This window comes from Maribacter confluentis (genome assembly GCF_030505015.1).
In the GTDB taxonomy this organism is placed as follows: domain Bacteria; phylum Bacteroidota; class Bacteroidia; order Flavobacteriales; family Flavobacteriaceae; genus Maribacter; species Maribacter sedimenticola.
In genome coordinates this window covers 3,718,839-3,739,789 of the sequence record NZ_JAUKUC010000001.1, presented here as the reverse complement: position 1 = coordinate 3,739,789, position 20,951 = coordinate 3,718,839, and the positions used below count along the sequence as shown (strand labels likewise).

Below are 20,951 nucleotides of genomic sequence, written 5' to 3'. Positions count from 1 at the left end.
TTGACAATATATGTTCATCAAATTAAATACCAACAACTTAACGTACAAATAGCAATGAAAAACGTATAACTTACAATTCGTTAGCATTCCGGCACAGCCGGAGGCCACTAAACATTATGTATATAGTTATTTGGAAAACGCATGGTTGTTGGCAAATAATGGCCTAGTCTTAAAGGTCATGAACAACACTACGGAAAGTAGTCCGCAAATACCTAAGCCTGCAAACAAGGCCCAAACGGAATCCTTTATAAAACTACCCACAAAGATAGAAATAGGTATGGACAGAATAGTGGATACAAAACCGGTTATTGCCGCTCCTATACCTGCTATATGGCCTATTGGTTCCATGGCAATGGAGCGCATATTGCCCCAAATAAAACCAAGACACAAAAACAAGAGCGATAGAAAAACCAAAAGTATGGTAATATTAGGGTCATGGGAATTTACGAACAAAATGCTATAGGTCAACGCTATTGTCGTAAATGCTACCAAAGCCATAAACGAAAGGTTGCGCATGCCAAAACGTAGTACCAAAGTGCCGTTCATTAATGTGGAAAGTCCTACGGACAATGCCAGACCGGCAAACACGTAAGGAAAAGTATCCGTTAGGCCATAAAGGTCTTCAAATACATGTTGTGCAGAACTTAAATACACCAAAAAAGACCCAGTTATAAGTCCGGAAATAATTGTACAGGAAACAGTTTCCTTATACTTGAATATTTCCTTGGTCCCTTTGATGAACACATTGAAGGAAAATGGAACTTTGTAAGCCGGACTCAATGTTTCTTGTTGTCTCTTAAAAAACCAAATGCCTACGACTAGGGCAAAGAACAGTTGCATATAAAAAATGCCCTGCCAACCTGTATACCCCATTACCGCTTTTCCTATGGCCGGTGCCACAACAGGTACCAAAATAAAAAATGCGGTTACAAAGGACATGATCTTGGCCATATAGTCTCCACGATAAGTATCCCTAATAATGGATATACTTATTGTCCTGGGCGCAGAAAGTCCAACACCCTGTAAAATTCTGCCTACCAGCATAATTTCAAGGTTTGGTGCCACCAAACAAATGATACTGGCAATAAAAAAGATGATAAATCCAAAATAGACAATTGGTTTTCTCCCTAAACTATCTGACAACGGTCCAAAAAACAACTGCCCTACACCCAGTCCAAGAAAAATCATGGTGACCAACAGTTGATTTTGCGTAGGGTCCAAACTGTTTATTGCGATACCAATATCTGCCATTGCCGGTAAAATTGCATCTATGGTGAGTGCCACAATGGACATTAACGAAGCCATTAATGCCACAAATTCAAAATTTGGTTTTGTATGTTCTTGTTGCATCATGCAAAAATAAGGCTTACCAACTCAAGGGGTGTTAATAAAAGTTGAATTTTAAGTTTTATGCATTTTTGATATTCAAATATGTATTTTTGCATCAAAGCAATTGGTATGTTGATTATTGGGATAGCCGGAGGGACCGGGTGTGGAAAAACAACGGTAGTAAATCAAATTATAAATGAATTACCTAATGAGGAAGTGGGCGTAATTTCCCAAGATTCCTATTACAATGATCTCTCACATCTATCACTTGAAGAAAGAAGAAAAACCAACTTTGACCACCCAAATTCTATTGACTTTGCACTTTTGGAAGAGCATTTAAATGCATTGCGAAACGGCAATTCCATTGAACAGCCCGTGTATTCATTTTTAGAGTGTAATAGAACGGCCAAAACAATTCTTACCCACCCTACCAAGGTAATTATTGTAGAAGGTATTTTGATCATGACGAACCCTGCAATCAGAAAGATGTTCGACATTAAAATTTTTGTACATGCAGATACGGATGAGCGACTAATTCGCAGATTAAAAAGAGATGTAAACGAACGAGGTTGGAATTTAGATGAGACCCTAGAGAAGTATCAGGCCATAATAAAGCCTATGCACGAGCAATTTATTGAGCCAACCAAGGAATATTCGGATATTATAATACCAAATAATAAATACAATACGGTTGCCGTTGAAATCGTAAAGAGTATAATCAACGAAAAATTAATGCAGTCCTAATGTTGTTCAAAGGTCTAAAGCAAAAGAAGTGGTTTAAGGTAGTGACCAATATGTATGTATTGGTACTTTCCGCTTTTGTTATTTGGATGCTTTTTTTTGACACCAACTCCTTAATGATCCATTTAGAGTTGAGGAAAGAAATCAAGAAATTGGAAAAAACCCAGGATTTTTTAAAAAAGGAAATTGCAAAGGATAAAAAGATTATAGAAAAACTCTCAAGTGAAGGGGAATTGGAAAAATTTGCCAGAGAAGAGTACTACCTTAAAAAAAAGAATGAGGAAATCTATCTAATTGAATATGAGGATAGTCTAAAACTAAAGGAAAAGGAGTAGACAATTGCATGCTTAATAAGTTGTTGAAAGAAATTTAAAGGCCGTATACTACAAAACATAAGCCGTTCATTTTAAATAAATTAACGCTTTTTTAATGAATTCAATTTCATTATTCACTTAGTGTTAACAAAATCCTTTCATAAGCCCCGTAAATAATTGTATTTTTACGGCCTAACTTACTTTAAATATGGGCAAGATTATTGCTATAGCCAATCAGAAAGGTGGGGTAGGTAAAACTACCACTACAGTGAACTTAGCCGCCTCGCTAGGTGTATTGGAAAAAAAAGTGTTGTTGATCGATGCTGACCCGCAGGCCAATGCCACATCTGGCCTTGGAATAGATGTAGATGGAGTGGAATTGGGCTCTTACCAATTATTGGAACATACTAAGAGTGCAAAGGAGACGATTATACCAACCACTTCCCCAAATGTAGACCTTATCCCGGCACATATAGATTTGGTGGCCATTGAAATAGAACTAGTGGATAAGGATGAGCGGGAATATATGATGAAAAAGGCCATTTTGGACCTTAAGAACGATTATGACTTTATTCTTATAGACTGTGCCCCTTCCTTGGGTCTTTTGACCTTGAATGCAATTACTGCAGCAGATTCGGTAATAATTCCTATACAATGTGAATATTTTGCCCTTGAAGGATTGGGAAAACTTTTGAATACCATAAAAAGCGTTCAACGATTGCATAATGCGGAATTGGATATTGAAGGAATGTTATTGACCATGTATGATTCTAGGTTACGATTGTCCAACCAAGTGGTAGATGAAGTAAGAAAACATTTTGGCGATATGGTATTCGATACGGTTATACAGCGTAATGTACGATTGAGCGAAGCACCAAGTTATGGGGAGAGTATTATTAAATATGATGCTTCTAGCAAGGGAGCGACCAACTATCTGAATTTGGCAGATGAGATAGTCAAAAAAAATAAGCAGACGGTTTAATATGGCAAAAGCGACAAAAAAACAAGCTTTAGGTAGAGGACTTTCGGCTCTTTTAAAAGATCCGGAAAATGATATTAATACGGCAACCGATAAAAATGCAGATAAGGTAGTAGGCAATATTATTGAGCTGGATTTGGAGCATATAGAGGTAAATCCTTTTCAACCACGCTCCAACTTCAATGACGAATCCATTAAGGAATTGGCTACTTCTATAAAAGAATTGGGTGTTATTCAACCCATAACGGTTCGCAAACTAGGTTTTAACGAATACCAGTTGGTTTCTGGTGAAAGAAGGTTTCGTGCATCCAAACTGTTGGGACTGGAAACCATACCCGCTTACATACGTATTGCAAATGACCAGGAGTCTTTGGAAATGGCATTGGTCGAAAATATTCAGCGCCAGGATTTAGACCCTATTGAAATAGCACTCTCATATCAGAGATTGATAGATGAGATTAACCTTACCCAAGAAAAATTAAGTGACCGTGTTGGTAAAAAAAGGTCAACCATAGCAAACTATTTAAGGTTGTTGAAATTGGATCCAATTATCCAGACAGGTATGCGTGATGGTTTTTTGAGCATGGGACATGGCAGGGCCTTGGTCAATATTGACAAGAAACAAGATCAGTTGGCACTTTATGAAAAAATCATTACCAACAACCTTTCTGTTAGGGATACTGAAAGTGCAGTTAAATCCTACCATACGGACGCTTCTGATAAATCTTCAAAAGAAGTAAAGAAAACGGAAAAAAAGGACCCCGCAGTTTTTGTACGTAAAGGAATCAAGGAACTTACCGATGCCCTTTCCGTGAAAGTGGACATCAAAGCTTCGGATAAGGCACAGGGAAAAATTACTATTCCTTTTAAATCACAAGAAGAATTTGACCGTATCAAAAAATTGATTACAGGTGCGTAGCAAGCTATCCCTTTTAACTTTTCTATTTATAGTATCAGGTTTTTGCTATGCGCAAGAAGAGGAACCAACCGTACCTACAGTGGTAACGGATAGCGTACCAGAAATACGTGAGAATGAAGTTGTGGTGATCAATGATTCTGTTGCATTAAAAAAAACAGAACGGGAATTTAAGCCCTTAGCGCCAAGTAAAGCCGCTTTTTATTCCGCATTGGTTCCCGGACTAGGTCAAGTCTACAATAAAAAATATTGGAAAGTACCTCTAGTTTATGGTGCCATAGGTGGAAGTATATATGCTTACACTTGGAACAATGACAATTATCAAAGCTTTAGAACTGCATTTAAAAGAAGGTTGGCCGGTTTTACGGACGATGAATATTATGATATCAACAATGATAATTTACCGGGTGATCCACCAGATTTAGATCAAGATGACCTGGAATATCAACAGGAACGGTTTCAAAGTGACCGCGACCTGTGGTTGGTAGTTGCCATTGGCATGTATGCGTTGAATATTGTGGATGCCAATGTAGATGCACATTTAAAACAATTTAATATTGACGATGATTTAAGTATAGATTTTGAACCTTACTTTGACTTAAATCAGGTGACCAACAGCCCAAATTACGGTATGGCCCTAATTATAAAATTTTAAGAATGAGAATCGCACTTTTTGGATATGGGAAAATGGGCAAGATGATAGAGCAGATAGCTTTATCTCGTGGTCATGAAATTGCGGCAAGAATTGATGAAAATACAGGTCAAATTGATTTTGGCGCCATGGATGTGGCAATAGATTTTAGCATGCCCAATGCCGCCTATAACAATATTAGCACCTGTTTGAACAATAATATCCCAGTCATATCCGGTACTACAGGATGGTTGGATCGCTATGATGATGCAGTGTCACTTTGCAATAAGAACAATGGTGCATTCATTTATGCATCTAACTTTAGTTTAGGGGTGAACATTTTTTTTGAACTGAATAACTATTTGGCAAAAATGATGCAAAACCTCCCCGAGTATAAAGTTTCCATTGAGGAAATCCATCACACTCAAAAATTAGATGCCCCAAGTGGTACAGCCATAACTTTGGCAGAAGGTATTATTGAAAATTCTGACTATGGGCAATGGAAGTTAGACGAGGATACCCAAGGTACAATACCGATAACGGCAAAAAGAATTGGCCAAACACCGGGTACACATACTATAGATTATACTAATAACATAGATAGCATTGAGATAAAGCATACTGCCCATAACAGGGAAGGATTTGCGCTTGGTGCAGTAACCGCTGCGGAATGGATTGTTGGCAAAAAAGGTGTATTTTCCATGCGCGATGTGTTAAACCTTGGTTAAAAAACGTAACAATAGATAGTTGTAAAGACTGATGGATCATTGATGCCTTACACTGTGGTTAGCAGTGGGTCTTGATCATAAAAACAAAACATATGAATGCAACCCAGTGGATAATTTTTATTTTAATTGTTCAAGTCATACATTTTTTAGGCACTTGGAAACTTTACGTCAAAGCAGGAAGAAAAGCTTGGGAGGCAGCAGTTCCCGTATATAATGCAATAGTGTTGATGCAAATTATCAAAAGACCTAAGTGGTGGGTTATTTTGCTTTTCATACCTATTATCAATCTATTGATGTTCCCGGTAATTTGGGTGGAGACCATTAGAAGTTTTGGAAGAAACAGTACGTTGGAGACATGGATAGTAATAGGTACCCTTGGTTTCTATATTTATTACGTAAACTATTCCTTGGAAGTATCCTATATTCAAGATCGCAGCTTACAACCTAAGACAGCAACGGGAGAATGGATAAGTTCCATACTATTTGCTATTGTGGCCGCTACATTGGTTCACACTTATTTTATACAGCCCTACGTAATACCTACGGGCTCGTTGGAGCGTACATTGCGCATTGGTGATTTCCTTTTTGTAAGTAAGTTTCATTATGGGGCAAGAACACCAATGACAACGGTTGCAGCACCTATGGTGCATGACACCTTGCCCATATTGGGAACACCTTCATATTTAAAAAAACCACAACTACCCTATTTTAGGCTGCCCGGTTTTACCAAGGTAGACCGTAATGATATTGTAGTATTCAGTTGGCCGGCAGATACGGTCCGTGTATTCTTTAAAAAAGAAAAAGGGGTAAAAAAACCAATTGATAAAAAATCAAATTATGTAAAACGTTGTGTAGGACTCCCAGGGGATTCGTTGGAAGTACGTAATGGCTATGTATTTATAGATGGCAAACAATTGGAATTACCTGGAAGTGCCAAACCACAGTTTGATTATACCATTTATAGTGCTAAAGGAGTTTCTTCCAGATTACTGTTGCAAAAAGGTATAACCAGTTTTACCCGTAAGTACATTTCAGGACCCATAAATCAAGAGCAGGTCAATGGGTTACAAGGTTATGTGGTAGGCTTTAATCAATCCGCCAATGGGCAAATAGAATTATATACCGGTAGTTCAGGGATACCGGCCAATGTAATTTCCAATTATAGACTATCCTTGAAAGAAGTAACGGATCGGGAACGAACCATCCCCTTGACCGCTGATATGGTAAGGGCACTTAAGTCAGATTCTAGCATAGATTCTGTGGTTCAAAATGTCCAGCCAAAAGGTAAAAGAGGAACCAATTTATTTCCACAGAGTACGGACTATCCCTGGAACTATAGTCAAATGGGACCAATTTATATTCCTAAAAAAGGTGCTACTGTAGATTTAAATTTAAAAGTATTACCGCTCTATAAAAAAATAATAAGGGAGTATGAAGGCAACGAAATATCCGTTGCAGGAAATCAGATTAGTATTAACGGCACACCAACAGACACCTATACCTTTCAGCAAGATTATTATTGGATGATGGGTGATAATAGGGACCATTCAGAAGACAGTAGGGCTTGGGGCTATGTACCTGAAAACCATATTGTAGGCACCCCTATCTTCATTTGGATGAGCTTTGATAATTTTGTCGATGCAAATGGAAACCCGAATAAAATATGGAAATGGAAACCTAGATGGGACCGCATATTCACCACCGTTAACGGTGAAGGACAACCACAATCCTATTTCAAATATTTCTTGATTCTTTTAGGCGTTTATTTTGTTGGAAATTGGTTCTGGAAACGAAAAAAATCAAAATAGGTATAAATAAGTAGTTTAGGCGACTGTAAAGTAACTACTTGATCATTATAAATATACTTTGACGTAATTAAAAATATATAATGAAGATGAAACTAATTCATCCTACATATTTTCCCAATATCCATACATTTAGTTTTATCGCAAATGAAAGTATCTGCTGGGAACTAGAGGATAATTACCAAAAGCAGACTTTTAGGAACAGGACATATATTTCTACGGATCGCGGAAAACATATTTTAAGCATACCAATTGTTCATGTAGGGAAAGAATTTGGAAGACAACGCTATAAGTCCGTGGCATTGGACCACACCTATCCTTGGCAACGCCAACATTGGAGAACATTGGAAACAGCTTATAGAACCTCTCCTTTTTTTGAATTCTATGAAGATGAGATAAGACCGCTATACACCCAGCCTTTTGATTTGTTGATGGATTTTAACTTAAAGACTATAGAAGTAATATTAGATTGCCTTCAATTACAAATGCCCTCAGAAACAACCAGCTCTTACGAAGACAAACCTGCTTTATACGAAGACTTTAGGTTTTTGGTAAATGCCAAATTAGACCATGATCTACATTTTGAACCTTACACCCAGGTTTTTGGCGATCGGCATGGGTTTATCCCTAATTTAAGCATATTGGACCTCTTATTTAATTTGGGTCCAAATGCACTGAGTTATTTGAAGCAAGGTATTTTGCCTAAAACACATGGTTAGATTTATTGCCCACTACGGCATACATTTTATAGTACCCTTAGTTATCGCCTTTTATTTTTATAAGGAAAATAGATTACTGGCTACGCTTGTTCTTTTATCAGGAATACTTATTGATCTTGATCACGTTTTGGCCACCCCAATGTTTCAGGCAAATAGATGCAGTATAGATTTTCATCCGTTGCACAGTTATATTGCCATTGCTATTTATATATTGTTATTTACGTTTAAAAAAACTAGAATTTACGGTCTGGCGCTTCTACTGCATATTCTGGCAGATACGGTAGATTGCCTTTTTATTCGTGACCAATTTTAATCGTAGCCATAATAGGCTCATGATCAGAGAGATTTATTTCATAATTATGATGAGACAGTACTTCATAGACGGGGTCTACGAGAATAAAATCTATCCTAAAAGGAAATTTCCAAAAATTAATGGTTTTGCCATATCCATTTCCCTTTTTCAAAAAAGTATCGTTTAAACTACCCTTTATGGTAAAATACGAATTGGAAAATTGCGTATTATTAAAATCTCCGCAGACAATTATAGGATATGGACTTTTATTGATAAGGCCGCGCACAATAGTAGATTGCTGTTGTTGCTTGGAGAAAGAGTTTCGTAGTCTTACGAACAATTTATCCGATCGTTCCCTCTTAATATTGGAAGGTCTTATGTTTAAGGATTCTAAATGTAAATTATAGACCCTAATAGTATCTTTTTGAACTATAACATCTGCATAAACCGCACTGTTAGACGACTCGGGAAACTCTATTATTTCCTTATTGATGATCTTGTGTTTTGAATAAATTGCCTGAATTACCTTATCCTCGTCAACATCAAAATTAAAATCAACATATTTATACGGGTATTCTTCAAAAAAGTGCGACCGTATTTTTCTATAATCGAACTCTTGAAAACAAACAATATCCGGATTCTCTCGTTGTATAAATTTTACTATGGTATCCCCAGCCGTACTCTTCCACTCATCTTCCTTTCCCCTAAACCCTAAACTATTAAAACTCATAATGGATAGGGTATTAGAAGTATCTTCCACTTCCTCAATGCTATTGAATACTACAAAAGTATCCAAAGCAAAATATCCATAAATCAGGACCGAGAGCGATAATAGCATTCTAATATTGAACTTAAAAAGCCAATAAAGAAAAAACAGCATATTCACGAATACCAAAACCGGTACGGCCAAACTTACAAAAGCCAAACTTGCTGATGCTGTATATGGTACAATACATGCCAGCAATAGAATGAGGAAAAAAATCATGTTTAAAGCAAACATGATCTTAGCGAAAATTGAAGATATTCGCATATACTAATTTTCTTTGCCCGCTTTAAATAAAAAATCCTTTTCTGCTTTGGAAAGGCTCTCATATCCGGACTTACTGATTTTATCCAAAATGGCATCTATTTTTTTCTGATGCGTTTTTTTGTCATAATCCTGAGAAGACCCAAAGTTAGAAGTTCTCTTCTTGTTTTTATAAACCGTTTTCATAGGGGCTTTTTTACCTGTGGTCTTGAACACGTTGACCACATTGTCCATTAATTTTGAAAAACCGGAACCTATATCCGTACCTTTCAATAACTGACTGGCATAAAAATATCCTAGAAATGCACCTCCCAAATGTGCTAAATGTCCACCGGAATTACTTATGGGCAACTGAATCAGGTCCAAGAGAACCACTCCGGCACCTACCATCCAAAGCTTTACGTTAAAAAAAATGAGTCTAACTTCTTGATTTGGCAAATAGGTGCAAATAAAAATAAGAACCGCACTGGCCCCCGCAGAAGCCCCTATCAAATATGCATTGGTATTAAAAAAAGCAGGAAATATATTGTAACCAAGTACAAAAGTAAGCCCTCCTAGAATGACCCCCAACAGGTATACCGTTAAAAAACGCTTGGCATCAAAAAGGTTAAGGAATATTCTACCAACAAAATATATGAGCAACATGTTCCAGAACAGATGGCCAATGCCTCCATGAAAAAATGAATAGGTAATGATGGACCATGGCTGGTAAACAATATCCATCAAGTTATTGGGTAGCTCAAACCATTGTACAATGCTATTTTTAGAAATCCCCAATAAAAAAGGTACAAGTCCGTTGACGACAAAGACCAGTACATTTATGGCAATAAGCTTTTCAGCTACGTTTAATCTACTCCATTGATATCTTATATCCGGTTGTGCCATAATTTAATTCCACCTATTGTTATTAAATTGATTTTTTTTCCAGTACCACATCATTAGGAAGCCGAACAATGCCCCACCTACGTGGGCAAAATGTGCAATACCTTGACCAAACAAACTATAGCCCGTTACCCCAGAAAATAAATCTAAAGCTATTAAAACCGGAATAAAGAACTTGGCCTTAATTGGTACTGGTAAAAACAATAAAAATAGTTCACTGTTAGGGTAAGACATACCAAAGGCCACCAAAACTCCATAGATGGCCCCAGAAGCTCCGACTACTGGAGTATTAAAGGCTCCCAAAAAGTTATCTATGGTAGATTTACCTGCAATCTCATACCATTGCGTACTATACTGCCCACTATTGATAATTTCCAGAATATTACTTTCAGTCAACCCTGCACTCAAAAGGGCGTTCATACCCGCATTGTAATAATAATAATTGACACCTATATGAATCAAGGCCGCTCCAAGTCCTGCTGAGATATAAAAGAACAAAAACTTGTTTCTACCCCACATACGCTCCAAAGGTGAACCAAATGCATACAATGCATAGATGTTGAATAAAATATGCATAAACCCACCATGCATAAACATGTGGGTAACAATTTGCCATAATTGAAAATGGTCGTTCTTAGGAAAATACAGCGAAAACCACTCGTACATTTGGTCTCCGTACATATTCGTTGCAATAAAAAACAGTACGTTTATTATTAGCAAATGTTTAATGGTCTCGGTTAATCTACCCATTTATATAAATTTTCGTTCTATATCGTTCTCTGTAATCATTATATATACTTTCTTATTAAACGGGCTCAAGGTAGATTCCTTACAGGCGAACAAGTCATTGACCAGTTTTTGCTGTGAAAATTCATCCAAGGTTTCTCCCGTTTTTACGGATAGCGTTTTGGCCAATGTTTTTGCCAACATATCACTTTGTGAAAAACTATCTCCTGGAACTTCCTGCTGAAAATCTGACATAAGCTGCTCCATGATCATCTGCACCTCGCTTTCTGCTACCAGTACAGGAACACCCTTAATTTCCACACCTTCATTGGACACCTCTCCAAATACAAAACCAACTGTACAAAGGTTATCCTTTATCTCATCTAATATTTCTATTTCACTTGGTGTAAACGACAAGGTCAAGGGAAACAACAACTGTTGGCTTACCGCTTCCTTTATGGTAATGTTCTTTAAAAAATTCTCATATAATACCCGCTGGTGAGCCCTGCTTTGGTTGATGACCACCATACCGGATTTGATAGTGGTAATAATATACTTTTTCCGTAACTGAAACGTGTGGGTCACATGGTCCGCCACTTCATTATCAGATTCAAAAATACTACTGTTCACAACTTCAGATTCAAATTCCAAAGTACTATTATTACTGCTAGGATGATTTACGGCGACCTCTAGACCGGCGTACAGGTTTTCCCAACCCTTGGCACTTGTTTTAGTGTAATTTCCAGAAGTACTGCCTTTAGATTTTTTGACCTCTTCAAACGGATTAAACGAAGCATCTACGACAACTTGTGGAATACCAACTTTTTTACCTTTGTATGCATATGGAGTTTCCAAATTCTGGTCCTGCTCAAAATCAAGTGCAGGTATAACGTTAAATTGGCCCAAACTATGTTTCACCGCAGATTTTAGCATAGCGTAAAGAGTGTGCTCATCGTCAAACTTCACTTCGGTTTTAGTAGGATGAATATTAATATCTATGGTACCGGGATCAACCTCTAAATTTAAAAAATAACCAGGATGCGTACCCGGTCGTATCAACCCTTCAAACGCACCTAAAATGGCATGGTGCAGATACGGACTTTTTATAAAGCGATTATTGGCAAAAAAGAACTGTTCTCCCCTACTCTTTTTGGCAAATTCAGGTTTCTGAATATAACCCGATATTTTTACCACCTGTGTATCCTCTTCTACAGGCACTAACTTTTCGTCTGTTTTCCTGCCGAATATATGGACAATACGCTTTCTAAAATCATTGCCGGGCAATTGAAAAACATCACTGCCATTATTGTAAAAACTGAATGCAACTTGAGGATGCGCCAATGAAATTCTATGAAACTCGTCTGTAATATGCCTATACTCTACCTGATCGGATTTAAGGAAATTACGTCTGGCGGGAATATTGAAAAACAAGTTTTTAACCAACATGGAGGTACCCCTAGGGGCCACCACCACTTCCTGAGCTACGACCTTGGAACCCTCTATTTTAATTTTGGTGCCTATTTCATCATCTTCAGTCTTGGTAAGCATCTCTACATGTGCGATTGCCGCAATAGAAGCGAGTGCTTCTCCCCTAAAACCTTTTGTGTGCAAATTAAATAAGTCCTCTGCCTTCTGGATTTTAGATGTGGCATGGCGTTCAAAACTCAACCTGGCATCCGTACCGCTCATACCTTTACCATTATCAACTACCTGAATCAAAGTCTTACCCCCATCCTTAATAATAAGTTTTATTTCAGTGGCGCCTGCATCTATGGCATTCTCCAACAACTCCTTGACTACGGATGATGGGCGCTGAACCACTTCTCCTGCAGCAATTTGGTTCGCTACATGGTCTGGTAATAATCTAATAATATCGGCCATTATTAAGAAAAGAAAATTGAGAGTTCAAAATCAATAATATAGAGAAAAATAAGTATGAGAACCGCCAAAATTACGGCCATTCTTATTTTAATGTTCCGATCACCCTTTCTTTTGGTATCTTCAAGTGCACTATTGATTTTATTTTTAAGTCCCCTAGAAGTTTGTAAGGTACTTCTAAACTGATCGAACTTTGGTTCTATTTTGTAGGGGTTGGCTTTATCCTTGTTATCGTAATACCTAGGATTATATTCAAACTGCCTGTTTTTTCGTAACCTCGTTATTTTACTCAACATCCCCATAATACCAAAGTTACTTAAAATAGAAAAATAGCACCCTAAAGGAATGCCAAAATTTGTTAACAGCTATACGGACTGTTGACTAATCTATAATCAATGAGGTAAATAAACAGAAAAACCCTAGTTTCCTAGAACAGCCATTTTAATGGCGGCTATGGCAGCCTCAGTACCTTTATTGCCATGTTTTCCACCACTGCGATCAATGGATTGTTGTATGTTATTATCCGTAAGTACACAGAAAATAACGGGTACATCCATTAAAACATTCAGGTCCTTAATTCCTTGGGCGGTTGCATCACATACGAAATCAAAATGTTTGGTCTCACCCTGTATTACGCTGCCTATGGCAATAACCACGTCTACTTTTTGTGTTTGGATCATTTTTTTTGCACCAAAGGTAAGTTCAAAACTACCTGGAACATTCCACCGTAAAATATCCGTTTTCATTGCCCCACAATCTAACAACGCCTCCATGGCACCCGAAAAAAGTCCTTCCGTAATTTGGGAATTCCATTCAGAAACAACAATCCCAAACCGAAGTCCTTTCGCGTTTGGGATTGTTGCTTTATCGTAAACTGATAAATTTTTATTGATCGTAGCCATTATGCACCACTTTTAGCCATTCCTATAAATGCATCGATACTACCGGCATTTTCAGATTTTGGATACTCGTCCTTTATTCTTTGGAAAAAGCCCAAAGCTTTGTCCTTATCACCCATTTCAAGAGCGGTAACACCTGCCTTGTAAAGAAATTTTGGGGTAGTATAATCATTGGTACTATGGGCCACTGCGGCTTCATAATATCCCAAGGCATCTTCCGGCTGATCCAATTGCATAAAGGCATCACCCAATCCGCCTTTGGCAAGTGCCCCCAATATGGCATCATCGGAACTGAAGTTTTCCAAATAATTGATTGCCTCTTGGTATTTGTTCATATTCAAATAGGACATACCGGCACCGTAGTTTGCCAAGTTTGCAGCTTGGGTACCACTATATTCCTCTATAATATCCTTAAAGCCGTACTTACCTTCTGCACCTTCCAAAGCCAATGTAAACAATGAATCTTTGGCAGTTGTACTGGTCAACGCCTGATCAAAGTATTGCTGGGGATAATACATTTCGTTAGCTGCACTGGTCTCCTTTGGTTTTACCACAAATTGACTGTAGGCCAAATATCCCAAAACACTAATTGCAATAACCCCTATAGCACCCAATATATAATTTTGGTTTCTAGAAACCCACTCCTCTGACCTTGAAGCCCCTTCGTCCAAGGAACTAAATACTTCTGCGGTAGTACTTTCTTGCTCATCGAATTCTTGCTTTTCAGCCTTTGTTTCAGGTTTGTATCCTCTTTTCTTATATGTAGCCATCTCTAATTTTATTGGTCGCGCAAAAATAAAGTTTTTATTGAAATCCAATGGTGTATTTATTCGTTATTTTTGGATATTATAGGGTAGTTATCGCCTAATAAATCCCAAATTCAAGAATTTTAATGTTACTGAGACAATTATCATTAATCAATTATAAAAATTTCGAATCAAAAGAATTAGTGTTCGATGCTAAGATTAATTGTTTTGTGGGTGATAATGGGGTTGGCAAAACCAATATTCTGGATGCCATTTATCATTTATCCTTTGGTAAAAGTTATTTTAACCCTGTTTCCTCCCAAAATATAAAACATGGCACCGATTTTTTCGTCATTGACGGATTATTTGAAAAAGACGACCGTGAAGAAAAGATCGTTTGCAGCTTAAAGAAGAACAATAAAAAAATAATTAAACGTAATGGCAAAGCCTATGACCGTTTTTCCGACCATATTGGTTTTTTGCCTTTGGTCATAATTTCCCCGGCAGACCGTGACCTCATTGTTGAGGGAAGTGATACGCGCAGGAAATTTATGGACGGGGTCATATCACAATCTGACAAGGGATATCTTCAACACTTGATCAATTATAATAAGATATTGTCCCAGCGCAATGCACTCCTAAAGTATTTTGCGGCCAACAGAACCTTCAATAAGGACACATTAGCAGTATATAACGAGCAACTTGCCGCGTATGGTACCGCTATCTTTGAAAAGAGAACAGCGTTTATAGAAACTTTTATTCCCATCTTTCAGGAGCAGTATAGGGCAATTACCGGTGGCAACGAACATGTAAGGCTCACCTATAACAGTAAGCTTTTGGATAATGGACTAATTGATCTATTGGAAAAAAACCTGGATAAGGACAGAGCGCTACAATATACGAGCGTAGGTATACACAAGGACGACCTTAACTTTGAGATCAACGAATATCCTATTAAGAAATTTGGGAGCCAAGGACAACAAAAATCATATTTGATCGCCCTTAAATTTGCCCAATTTCATTTTATGAAATCGCAAAGTAATACTGCCCCGATCTTAATTTTGGATGATATTTTCGATAAATTGGACGAGCATCGTGTTGCACATATTATATCTTTGGTTAACAATGAAAATTTTGGCCAGATTTTTATAAGCGACACCCATGCTGATCGAACGGAGGATGTGGTAAAAAAAATTCATCAGTCCTATAAAATCTTTAAATTATAAACATGCGGTATATAGCGTTACTAACATTGTTTCTAGCAACTTCCTGCAGCACCGCCGTGGATACCAAGGACCTTCCAAACTTAAATGGTTATTGGGAAATTAAGGAAGTACGCTTTACCGATGGCACAAAAAAGGAATATAAGGTTAACAGTATGGTAGATTATATTACGCTAGATAGCTTAAACGGTTTTCGTAAAAAAGTACAGCCAAAATTTGATGGTTCTTTTGTAACCTCCAATGATGCAGAGGCGTTCAAGATCCTTATACAGAACGATTCCATTTTTATGGAATACAATAATGACCTTACCCATTGGCGAGAAGCTTTACTTTCAATTAGCCAAGATTTTTTTTCCGTTAGGAACGAAGAAGGCATTATTTATCATTATCAAAGATTTGAACCAATAAACATTACACCATAATGTCAAAAAGACAAAACGATAACCTATCAATGAAAGAGGCCCTTTCCGCTTTTATCCAGAAAAACAAATTGGAAAAAGGAATGGATAAGGTGAATGCAAAGGATGCATGGGTGAGGTTAATGGGTAACGGGGTAAATAATTACACTACCGCTGTTGAACTCAGGAACGAAACACTTTATATATCGCTCTCCTCTTCCGTTCTGCGTGAAGAACTAAGTTTGGGAAAATCCAAAATCATTACCATGATGAACGAGGAATTGGGAAAAGAACTTATAAAAAAATTGATCTTACGGTAAAAGATTGTTTGACCTTAAACCATTATCAAATCTTATTAAAACAAAAGAACCGGCCTAATAGGCCGGTTCTTTTGTTTATAACCAATTTATATACTTAGTAAATTTCCCTTCCTGAAAAGTGAAATGCACCTTCTATTGCTGCATTCTCATCACTATCAGAACCATGGACCGCATTTTCTGCAATATCCGTAGCGAACAATTTACGAATGGTACCCTCTGCTGCCTCCGCAGGATTGGTTGCACCTATCAATGCCCTAAAATCTTCCACTGCATTTTCTTTCTCCAAAATGGCGGCAACAATTGGTCCTCTGGTCATAAATTCAACCAATTCACCAAAGAAAGGACGCTCTCTATGTATACCATAAAATTCTTGCGCATCCCTTAAGCTAAGTTGCGTATATTTCATGGCCACTATTTTAAATCCAGAAGCGGTAATCTTTTCCAATATAGCCCCTATATGTCCATTTTCAACGGCATCTGGCTTAATCATAGTAAATGTTCTATTCGTACTCATATCTTAATTTTTGCGCAAAAATACATTTTTCCCCATAACTGACAACTATTCAAAAGACTTGTTCCATTTTCTCGAGCACCACTCCACCGTCACCAACAATCTGAAAATCAATCTTTTTTGCTTTAAAATTGAAATTTAAAAGACCAAAACTTTCCGTAAAAATAACCTTGCCTACCCTATAAGGGTTTGGTTCTCCCGTAAAACCTCTATAAGTATGGGTAAGACCACTACTTGTAAAATCTATAAGCGGATACTCCATTCCGTCAAGGCTTTTTCTTGAAAATTCAGATATGTGTCTATCACCGGACAATAGGACAACCCCTTTGGCCTTGGACTTAACGATAGTTTGCTCCAAACGGTCTACTTCATGGGGAAAGTTCCCCCAAGTTTCAAAACCATGCTCCCGTGAGAGAAATTGAATACTGCTTACGATAATATTAAAATCGGCTTTGGAATGGAGCAGTTCATTTTCTAACCACACCCATTGCCCTTCTCCCAAAATAGTCCCGATACCATATTCATTAGGTTTAATACGTTTCTTCGTTTCATGGTCAGGGGTCAAAGGGGTTCTAAAGTATCGGGTATCCAAAATAATGATCTTAATGCTGCCCTGATCCATATTAAAATCCTTGGTACGGAAGACCCCTTTTTGGGTTCTTAACGGACTTTGCATAGGAACACGCATAAAGTTCCAAAATTCTTGTTGACTTTTATCTTTAGAGGTATATTCTAAGCCCCCATCGTTTAAACCGTAATCATGGTCGTCCCATGTGCCCAAAACCTCTGTGACATTGACCAGTTTGCTATAACCAGGTACGGCTTGTTGGGCATCATACATTGCACGCAATAAGGACATATCATCTGTATCCGCATAAATATTATCTCCACCCCAAATCCAAACATTAGGCTTAGAATCAACTATATCGTCCCATAATAAATTGGGTAGTTCTGTCTTATTGCAGGAACCAAAGGCCAAAGTGAAATCTACCTCATGTGCGGAGTCTACCACCCCATGCTTAGGTGCAGAGCAAGATAGAATCAAGACCGCTATTAAATAACTTAGCGTTTTTTTCATGTCATAAATTTATGGATAAGTAAAATTAAACGATTCCATTTAAAGCCTATATTATTAAATTGTATCTTTGCCGCCATGAATTTAGAGCACCTAAACGCCCTTAAACAGTTACTTTCCACACCAAGGAAAATTGCGATTATACCCCATAAAAATCCGGATGGTGATGCCATAGGTTCAACCTTGGCGCTCTGGCATTATGTAATTAATAAAGGTCATAATGCCAGTATCGTTTCACCCAACGATGCTCCAAAATTTTTAAAATGGATGCCCGGAGCGGATAAAATCCTAAATTTTGAAAAAAAGAATACCCAAGCCAAATCATGTATTGGAGCGGCAGACGTAATCTTCACATTGGATTTCAACCACTTGGGACGTGTTGGGCAAATGAGCGAACTATTGGAAGAATCATCCGCTACATTCGTAATGGTTGACCACCATCAAGAACCATCGGATTATGCCAAAATCATGTATTCCGATGTAACCATGAGCTCCACTTGTGAAATGGTATATCATCTTATAGGACTTTTGGGCGACGTAGACCAAATTACTACAGAAATGGCCAATTGCATCTATACCGGTATCATGACCGATACCGGGTCGTTTAAATTTGCTGCAACAACAAGTAATACGCATAGAGTGGTCGCGGATTTAATGGACAGAGGTGCAGAAGGCACAGAAATTCACCATCGCATTTACGACACCAATTCACCCAGTAGATTACATTTACTAGGATGTGCCTTGAAAAACATGGTGATTTTGGAAGAGTACCATACCGCTTATATCACCTTAAGCCAAGAAGAGTTGGATAAGTACAACTATCAAAAAGGAGACACCGAAGGTTTTGTAAACTATGGGTTAACCTTGGACGGCATTAATTTTGCCGTAATTTTTATTGAAAACAAGGAGGAAGGCATATTGAAAATATCTTTTAGGTCGGTAGGTGATTTTTCCGTGAACGATTTTGCAAGAAAACACTTTAATGGAGGCGGCCATACCAATGCCGCTGGAGGAAAGAGTGAAGATTCCATTGAAGATACTATCAAATATTTTACTTCGTTATTACCACAATACCAGAATCAATTACAGTCATGAGAGTAGTTTTTTTAGCATTACTTTTAATACTTGTATATAGCTGCAATGGGCCCGAGCCAAGAAAACCTGTACAGACAAAAAGCGGCAGTTTTTTTAAGGCTTCAATAGAAAGAAGCAGAAAATTATTGGAAAAAGAAGAAATAAAGATCCAGCAACTTATTAAAGCGGATTCATTAAAACATTATACCCATAGTTCATCTGGATCTTGGTATACCTACTTGGCCGTTAACGATACCACGGACTATACCCCACAAACAGATGATATCGTAGTCTTCAATTATGATGTATTAACCTTGGACAATGACACTATTTATTCTAAAAAAGACATCGGTGTAGTTACCTACAAAGTAGATAAACAGGAACTTTTTCAAGGCCTTAGGGATGCCGTCAAGCTATTAAAGGAAAATGAGCGTGCCACATTTCTTTTTCCATCATCCTTGGCATTTGGTTATCATGGTGACGAAAACAAGATTGGCAGCAATGTTCCCATAAAATCTACAATAACAATTTTACAAATAGAAAAACAACAGGAAAATTAAAATGAATATTATGATTAAGAACATGTATATAATTGCAGTTGTTGGGCTAGTTATGGCCAGCTGCAATACTAGTAAAAGAGCAGATTTGGGCGATGGTCTTTTTGCTGATATAAAAACCAATAAAGGAGATATCATTGTTAGGTTAGAGCAGGAAAAAACACCTATAACGGTAGCCAATTTTGTTTCCCTTGCAGAAGGTAAAAATCCGTTTGTCAGTGAGCAGTACAAAAACAAAAAATTCTATGACAGTTTAACATTCCATAGAGTAATGAAAGATTTTATGATCCAGGGAGGGGACCCATTAGGAAACGGGCAAGGCAATCCTGGATACCGTTTTATTGATGAGTTCAATGACTCACTGGTTCATGATAAAAAAGGAATACTCTCCATGGCCAATTCTGGCCCTTCTACCAATGGCAGTCAATTTTTTATAACCCATAAGGCAACACCTTGGCTGAACAACAAGCATTCCGTTTTTGGCGAAGTGGTGGAAGGTTTGAACATTGTTGACTCTATTGCCAATGTTCCTGTAGGAGCAGGGAACAAACCCATAGAACCCGTAACAATGAATACTATAGAGATTATCAGAAATGGTAAGGAAGCACGTAAGTTCGATGCCGTAGAGGTCATGACCAACTATTTTGACAACGAAGAGGAAAGACTAGCGGCCATAGAAAAGGAAAAAGCTGAAAAATTGGCGGAAGTACAAAAAATAAAAGCTGAATTTGCCTCTCAAATAGAAGCACAAAAAGCAAAAGCAACGGCATTGGCATCTGGTCTAAAGGTTTTGACATTGAACGAAGGTTCTGGAGATAAACCAAAAGTTGGCCAAAAAGTAAATGTAATGTATGCAGGTTACTTAATGGACGGTACCTTGTTTGATAGTAATTATGTGGAAATTGCCAAAAAATACGGCACCTTTGATTGGAACAGGGAACAAGCTGGTGGTTACATGCCAATTCCTATGGATTATTCACCGGAATCCCGTTTGATTGCTGGTTTCAGGGAAGGCTTATTGACCATGAACGTAGGTGATAAAGTACGTTTGTTCATACCTTCACATTTGGGCTACGGAGCTCAAGGTGGTGGTCCCATCCCTGCAAATGCAGATTTGGTGTTCGATGTTGAGATTACAGGAGTAGTAGAATAAAAATTTACAAAGACCAATATAATCGGTA

The 20,951-nt window shown here is 37.7% G+C and carries 25 protein-coding genes; 15 read left to right on the top strand and 10 right to left on the bottom strand.

The window, feature by feature from the left end:
* Window positions 1-126: 126 nt before the first annotated feature.
* The gene (locus Q2T41_RS16485; RefSeq protein WP_304437468.1) at window positions 127-1,350 is read right to left on the bottom strand and encodes an MFS transporter; all 1,224 of its coding nucleotides are present in this window, start codon (window positions 1,348-1,350) and stop codon (window positions 127-129) included.
* Window positions 1,351-1,458: 108 nt separating this feature from the next.
* On the opposite strand from Q2T41_RS16485, the gene udk reads away from it, so the two are divergent.
* The 9 genes from udk (at window position 1,459) to Q2T41_RS16440 (ending at window position 8,475) form a co-directional block, all read left to right on the top strand.
* Window positions 1,459-2,073, top strand: coding sequence for a uridine kinase (udk, locus tag Q2T41_RS16480; protein WP_304436969.1), 615 nt, complete (start codon window positions 1,459-1,461; stop codon window positions 2,071-2,073).
* Window positions 2,073-2,405: an FtsB family cell division protein gene (locus tag Q2T41_RS16475; RefSeq protein WP_304436968.1), complete on the top strand. Its 333-nt coding sequence runs from the start codon at window positions 2,073-2,075 to the stop codon at window positions 2,403-2,405. Before udk ends, Q2T41_RS16475 begins: the two co-directional genes overlap by 1 nt.
* A 187-nt stretch (window positions 2,406-2,592) precedes the next feature.
* Window positions 2,593-3,366 carry a ParA family protein gene (locus Q2T41_RS16470; protein ID WP_304436967.1) on the top strand — a complete coding sequence of 258 codons (774 nt, stop codon included), beginning with the start codon at window positions 2,593-2,595 and terminating at the stop codon, window positions 3,364-3,366.
* 1 nt (window position 3,367) lies between these two features.
* Window positions 3,368-4,282 (top strand): ParB/RepB/Spo0J family partition protein, encoded by a 915-nt coding sequence (locus tag Q2T41_RS16465; RefSeq protein WP_144805502.1) that lies wholly within the window; start codon window positions 3,368-3,370, stop codon window positions 4,280-4,282.
* Window positions 4,275-4,934, top strand: a complete 660-nt coding sequence (locus Q2T41_RS16460; RefSeq protein WP_304436966.1) for a DUF5683 domain-containing protein — start codon at window positions 4,275-4,277, stop codon at window positions 4,932-4,934. The genes Q2T41_RS16465 and Q2T41_RS16460 overlap by 8 nt, the downstream gene beginning before the upstream one ends.
* Before the next feature lie 2 nt (window positions 4,935-4,936).
* Window positions 4,937-5,638, top strand: coding sequence for a 4-hydroxy-tetrahydrodipicolinate reductase (dapB, locus tag Q2T41_RS16455; protein WP_089261774.1), 702 nt, complete (start codon window positions 4,937-4,939; stop codon window positions 5,636-5,638).
* A gap of 92 nt (window positions 5,639-5,730) precedes the next feature.
* Entirely contained in the window at window positions 5,731-7,446 is a 1,716-nt protein-coding gene (gene lepB / locus Q2T41_RS16450) for a signal peptidase I (protein ID WP_089261776.1), read from the top strand.
* An 80-nt stretch (window positions 7,447-7,526) separates the two neighbouring features.
* Window positions 7,527-8,162: a WbqC family protein gene (locus tag Q2T41_RS16445; protein WP_367186890.1), complete on the top strand. Its 636-nt coding sequence runs from the start codon at window positions 7,527-7,529 to the stop codon at window positions 8,160-8,162.
* Entirely contained in the window at window positions 8,155-8,475 is a 321-nt protein-coding gene (locus tag Q2T41_RS16440; RefSeq protein WP_304436965.1) for a DUF6122 family protein, read from the top strand. The genes Q2T41_RS16445 and Q2T41_RS16440 overlap by 8 nt, the downstream gene beginning before the upstream one ends.
* On the opposite strand, the gene Q2T41_RS16435 is transcribed toward Q2T41_RS16440, so the two are convergent.
* From Q2T41_RS16435 to Q2T41_RS16405, 7 genes are all read right to left on the bottom strand, one after another.
* Window positions 8,456-9,454 carry an endonuclease/exonuclease/phosphatase family protein gene (locus Q2T41_RS16435; RefSeq protein ID WP_495660026.1) on the bottom strand — a complete coding sequence of 333 codons (999 nt, stop codon included), beginning with the start codon at window positions 9,452-9,454 and terminating at the stop codon, window positions 8,456-8,458. The genes Q2T41_RS16440 and Q2T41_RS16435 overlap by 20 nt on opposite strands.
* A gap of 33 nt (window positions 9,455-9,487) precedes the next feature.
* On the bottom strand, window positions 9,488-10,366 hold the full coding sequence (locus Q2T41_RS16430; protein ID WP_304436963.1) for a rhomboid family intramembrane serine protease: 879 nt from the start codon (window positions 10,364-10,366) through the stop codon (window positions 9,488-9,490).
* Between the two features lie 3 nt (window positions 10,367-10,369).
* The gene (locus Q2T41_RS16425) at window positions 10,370-11,113 is read right to left on the bottom strand and encodes a rhomboid family intramembrane serine protease (protein ID WP_304436962.1); all 744 of its coding nucleotides are present in this window, start codon (window positions 11,111-11,113) and stop codon (window positions 10,370-10,372) included.
* Window positions 11,114-12,970: a DNA mismatch repair endonuclease MutL gene (gene mutL / locus Q2T41_RS16420; RefSeq protein ID WP_304436961.1), complete on the bottom strand. Its 1,857-nt coding sequence runs from the start codon at window positions 12,968-12,970 to the stop codon at window positions 11,114-11,116.
* A 2-nt stretch (window positions 12,971-12,972) separates the two neighbouring features.
* Window positions 12,973-13,269 (bottom strand): riboflavin synthase subunit beta, encoded by a 297-nt coding sequence (locus Q2T41_RS16415; RefSeq protein WP_304436960.1) that lies wholly within the window; start codon window positions 13,267-13,269, stop codon window positions 12,973-12,975.
* Between the two features lie 117 nt (window positions 13,270-13,386).
* On the bottom strand, window positions 13,387-13,869 hold the full coding sequence (gene ribH, locus Q2T41_RS16410; RefSeq protein ID WP_304436959.1) for a 6,7-dimethyl-8-ribityllumazine synthase: 483 nt from the start codon (window positions 13,867-13,869) through the stop codon (window positions 13,387-13,389).
* Window positions 13,869-14,636 carry a tetratricopeptide repeat protein gene (locus Q2T41_RS16405; RefSeq protein WP_089261794.1) on the bottom strand — a complete coding sequence of 256 codons (768 nt, stop codon included), beginning with the start codon at window positions 14,634-14,636 and terminating at the stop codon, window positions 13,869-13,871. The genes ribH and Q2T41_RS16405 overlap by 1 nt, the downstream gene beginning before the upstream one ends.
* Before the next feature lie 122 nt (window positions 14,637-14,758).
* On the opposite strand from Q2T41_RS16405, the gene recF reads away from it, so the two are divergent.
* The 3 genes from recF to Q2T41_RS16390 are packed head-to-tail and all read left to right on the top strand — an operon-like array spanning window position 14,759 to window position 16,553.
* The gene (gene recF, locus Q2T41_RS16400; RefSeq protein WP_304436958.1) at window positions 14,759-15,838 is read left to right on the top strand and encodes a DNA replication/repair protein RecF; all 1,080 of its coding nucleotides are present in this window, start codon (window positions 14,759-14,761) and stop codon (window positions 15,836-15,838) included.
* Window positions 15,839-15,840: 2 nt separating this feature from the next.
* A complete protein-coding gene (locus Q2T41_RS16395) occupies window positions 15,841-16,257 on the top strand; it encodes a lipocalin family protein (protein WP_304436957.1) in 417 nt (138 codons plus the stop codon).
* Window positions 16,257-16,553 (top strand): DciA family protein, encoded by a 297-nt coding sequence (locus tag Q2T41_RS16390; protein WP_089261800.1) that lies wholly within the window; start codon window positions 16,257-16,259, stop codon window positions 16,551-16,553. Before Q2T41_RS16395 ends, Q2T41_RS16390 begins: the two co-directional genes overlap by 1 nt.
* A 94-nt stretch (window positions 16,554-16,647) precedes the next feature.
* Here the strand turns inward: Q2T41_RS16390 and Q2T41_RS16385 are convergent, their stop codons facing one another.
* Together Q2T41_RS16385 and Q2T41_RS16380 are read right to left on the bottom strand one after the other, a co-directional pair.
* Window positions 16,648-17,067, bottom strand: coding sequence for a nucleoside-diphosphate kinase (locus tag Q2T41_RS16385; RefSeq protein ID WP_089261802.1), 420 nt, complete (start codon window positions 17,065-17,067; stop codon window positions 16,648-16,650).
* A 49-nt stretch (window positions 17,068-17,116) separates the two neighbouring features.
* The gene (locus Q2T41_RS16380) at window positions 17,117-18,142 is read right to left on the bottom strand and encodes an alkaline phosphatase D family protein (protein ID WP_304436956.1); all 1,026 of its coding nucleotides are present in this window, start codon (window positions 18,140-18,142) and stop codon (window positions 17,117-17,119) included.
* 75 nt (window positions 18,143-18,217) lie between these two features.
* Here Q2T41_RS16380 and Q2T41_RS16375 point away from each other — a divergent pair, with 75 nt between their 5' ends.
* From Q2T41_RS16375 to Q2T41_RS16365, 3 genes are read left to right on the top strand one after another with little or no spacing between them, the layout of a single operon-like run.
* Window positions 18,218-19,234 carry a DHH family phosphoesterase gene (locus Q2T41_RS16375; protein WP_304436955.1) on the top strand — a complete coding sequence of 339 codons (1,017 nt, stop codon included), beginning with the start codon at window positions 18,218-18,220 and terminating at the stop codon, window positions 19,232-19,234.
* The gene (gene gldI / locus Q2T41_RS16370; RefSeq protein ID WP_304436954.1) at window positions 19,231-19,773 is read left to right on the top strand and encodes a gliding motility-associated peptidyl-prolyl isomerase GldI; all 543 of its coding nucleotides are present in this window, start codon (window positions 19,231-19,233) and stop codon (window positions 19,771-19,773) included. Before Q2T41_RS16375 ends, gldI begins: the two co-directional genes overlap by 4 nt.
* A gap of 10 nt (window positions 19,774-19,783) precedes the next feature.
* A complete protein-coding gene (locus tag Q2T41_RS16365) occupies window positions 19,784-20,923 on the top strand; it encodes a peptidylprolyl isomerase (RefSeq protein WP_304436953.1) in 1,140 nt (379 codons plus the stop codon).
* Window positions 20,924-20,951 lie beyond the last annotated feature (28 nt).

Bases quoted from the DNA above. Each gene is read 5' to 3' on its own strand.
- Q2T41_RS16485 (WP_304437468.1), bottom strand. From the start codon at position 1,350: ATGCAACAAGAACATACAAAACCAAATTTTGAATTTGTGGCATTAATG.
- Q2T41_RS16385 (WP_089261802.1), bottom strand. From the start codon at position 17,067: ATGAGTACGAATAGAACATTTACTATGATTAAGCCAGATGCCGTTGAA.
- gldI (WP_304436954.1), top strand. From the start codon at position 19,231: ATGAGAGTAGTTTTTTTAGCATTACTTTTAATACTTGTATATAGCTGC.
- Q2T41_RS16470 (WP_304436967.1), top strand. From the start codon at position 2,593: ATGGGCAAGATTATTGCTATAGCCAATCAGAAAGGTGGGGTAGGTAAA.
- lepB (WP_089261776.1), top strand. From the start codon at position 5,731: ATGAATGCAACCCAGTGGATAATTTTTATTTTAATTGTTCAAGTCATA.
- Q2T41_RS16445 (WP_367186890.1), top strand. From the start codon at position 7,527: ATGAAGATGAAACTAATTCATCCTACATATTTTCCCAATATCCATACA.
- Q2T41_RS16395 (WP_304436957.1), top strand. From the start codon at position 15,841: ATGCGGTATATAGCGTTACTAACATTGTTTCTAGCAACTTCCTGCAGC.
- dapB (WP_089261774.1), top strand. From the start codon at position 4,937: ATGAGAATCGCACTTTTTGGATATGGGAAAATGGGCAAGATGATAGAG.
- mutL (WP_304436961.1), bottom strand. From the start codon at position 12,970: ATGGCCGATATTATTAGATTATTACCAGACCATGTAGCGAACCAAATT.
- Q2T41_RS16425 (WP_304436962.1), bottom strand. From the start codon at position 11,113: ATGGGTAGATTAACCGAGACCATTAAACATTTGCTAATAATAAACGTA.
- Q2T41_RS16475 (WP_304436968.1), top strand. From the start codon at position 2,073: ATGTTGTTCAAAGGTCTAAAGCAAAAGAAGTGGTTTAAGGTAGTGACC.
- ribH (WP_304436959.1), bottom strand. From the start codon at position 13,869: ATGGCTACGATCAATAAAAATTTATCAGTTTACGATAAAGCAACAATC.
- Q2T41_RS16415 (WP_304436960.1), bottom strand. From the start codon at position 13,269: ATGGGGATGTTGAGTAAAATAACGAGGTTACGAAAAAACAGGCAGTTT.
- Q2T41_RS16405 (WP_089261794.1), bottom strand. From the start codon at position 14,636: ATGGCTACATATAAGAAAAGAGGATACAAACCTGAAACAAAGGCTGAA.
- Q2T41_RS16435 (WP_495660026.1), bottom strand. From the start codon at position 9,454: ATGTTTGCTTTAAACATGATTTTTTTCCTCATTCTATTGCTGGCATGT.
- Q2T41_RS16390 (WP_089261800.1), top strand. From the start codon at position 16,257: ATGTCAAAAAGACAAAACGATAACCTATCAATGAAAGAGGCCCTTTCC.
- Q2T41_RS16430 (WP_304436963.1), bottom strand. From the start codon at position 10,366: ATGGCACAACCGGATATAAGATATCAATGGAGTAGATTAAACGTAGCT.
- Q2T41_RS16380 (WP_304436956.1), bottom strand. From the start codon at position 18,142: ATGAAAAAAACGCTAAGTTATTTAATAGCGGTCTTGATTCTATCTTGC.
- Q2T41_RS16375 (WP_304436955.1), top strand. From the start codon at position 18,218: ATGAATTTAGAGCACCTAAACGCCCTTAAACAGTTACTTTCCACACCA.
- recF (WP_304436958.1), top strand. From the start codon at position 14,759: ATGTTACTGAGACAATTATCATTAATCAATTATAAAAATTTCGAATCA.
- Q2T41_RS16465 (WP_144805502.1), top strand. From the start codon at position 3,368: ATGGCAAAAGCGACAAAAAAACAAGCTTTAGGTAGAGGACTTTCGGCT.
- udk (WP_304436969.1), top strand. From the start codon at position 1,459: ATGTTGATTATTGGGATAGCCGGAGGGACCGGGTGTGGAAAAACAACG.
- Q2T41_RS16440 (WP_304436965.1), top strand. From the start codon at position 8,155: ATGGTTAGATTTATTGCCCACTACGGCATACATTTTATAGTACCCTTA.
- Q2T41_RS16365 (WP_304436953.1), top strand. From the start codon at position 19,784: ATGATTAAGAACATGTATATAATTGCAGTTGTTGGGCTAGTTATGGCC.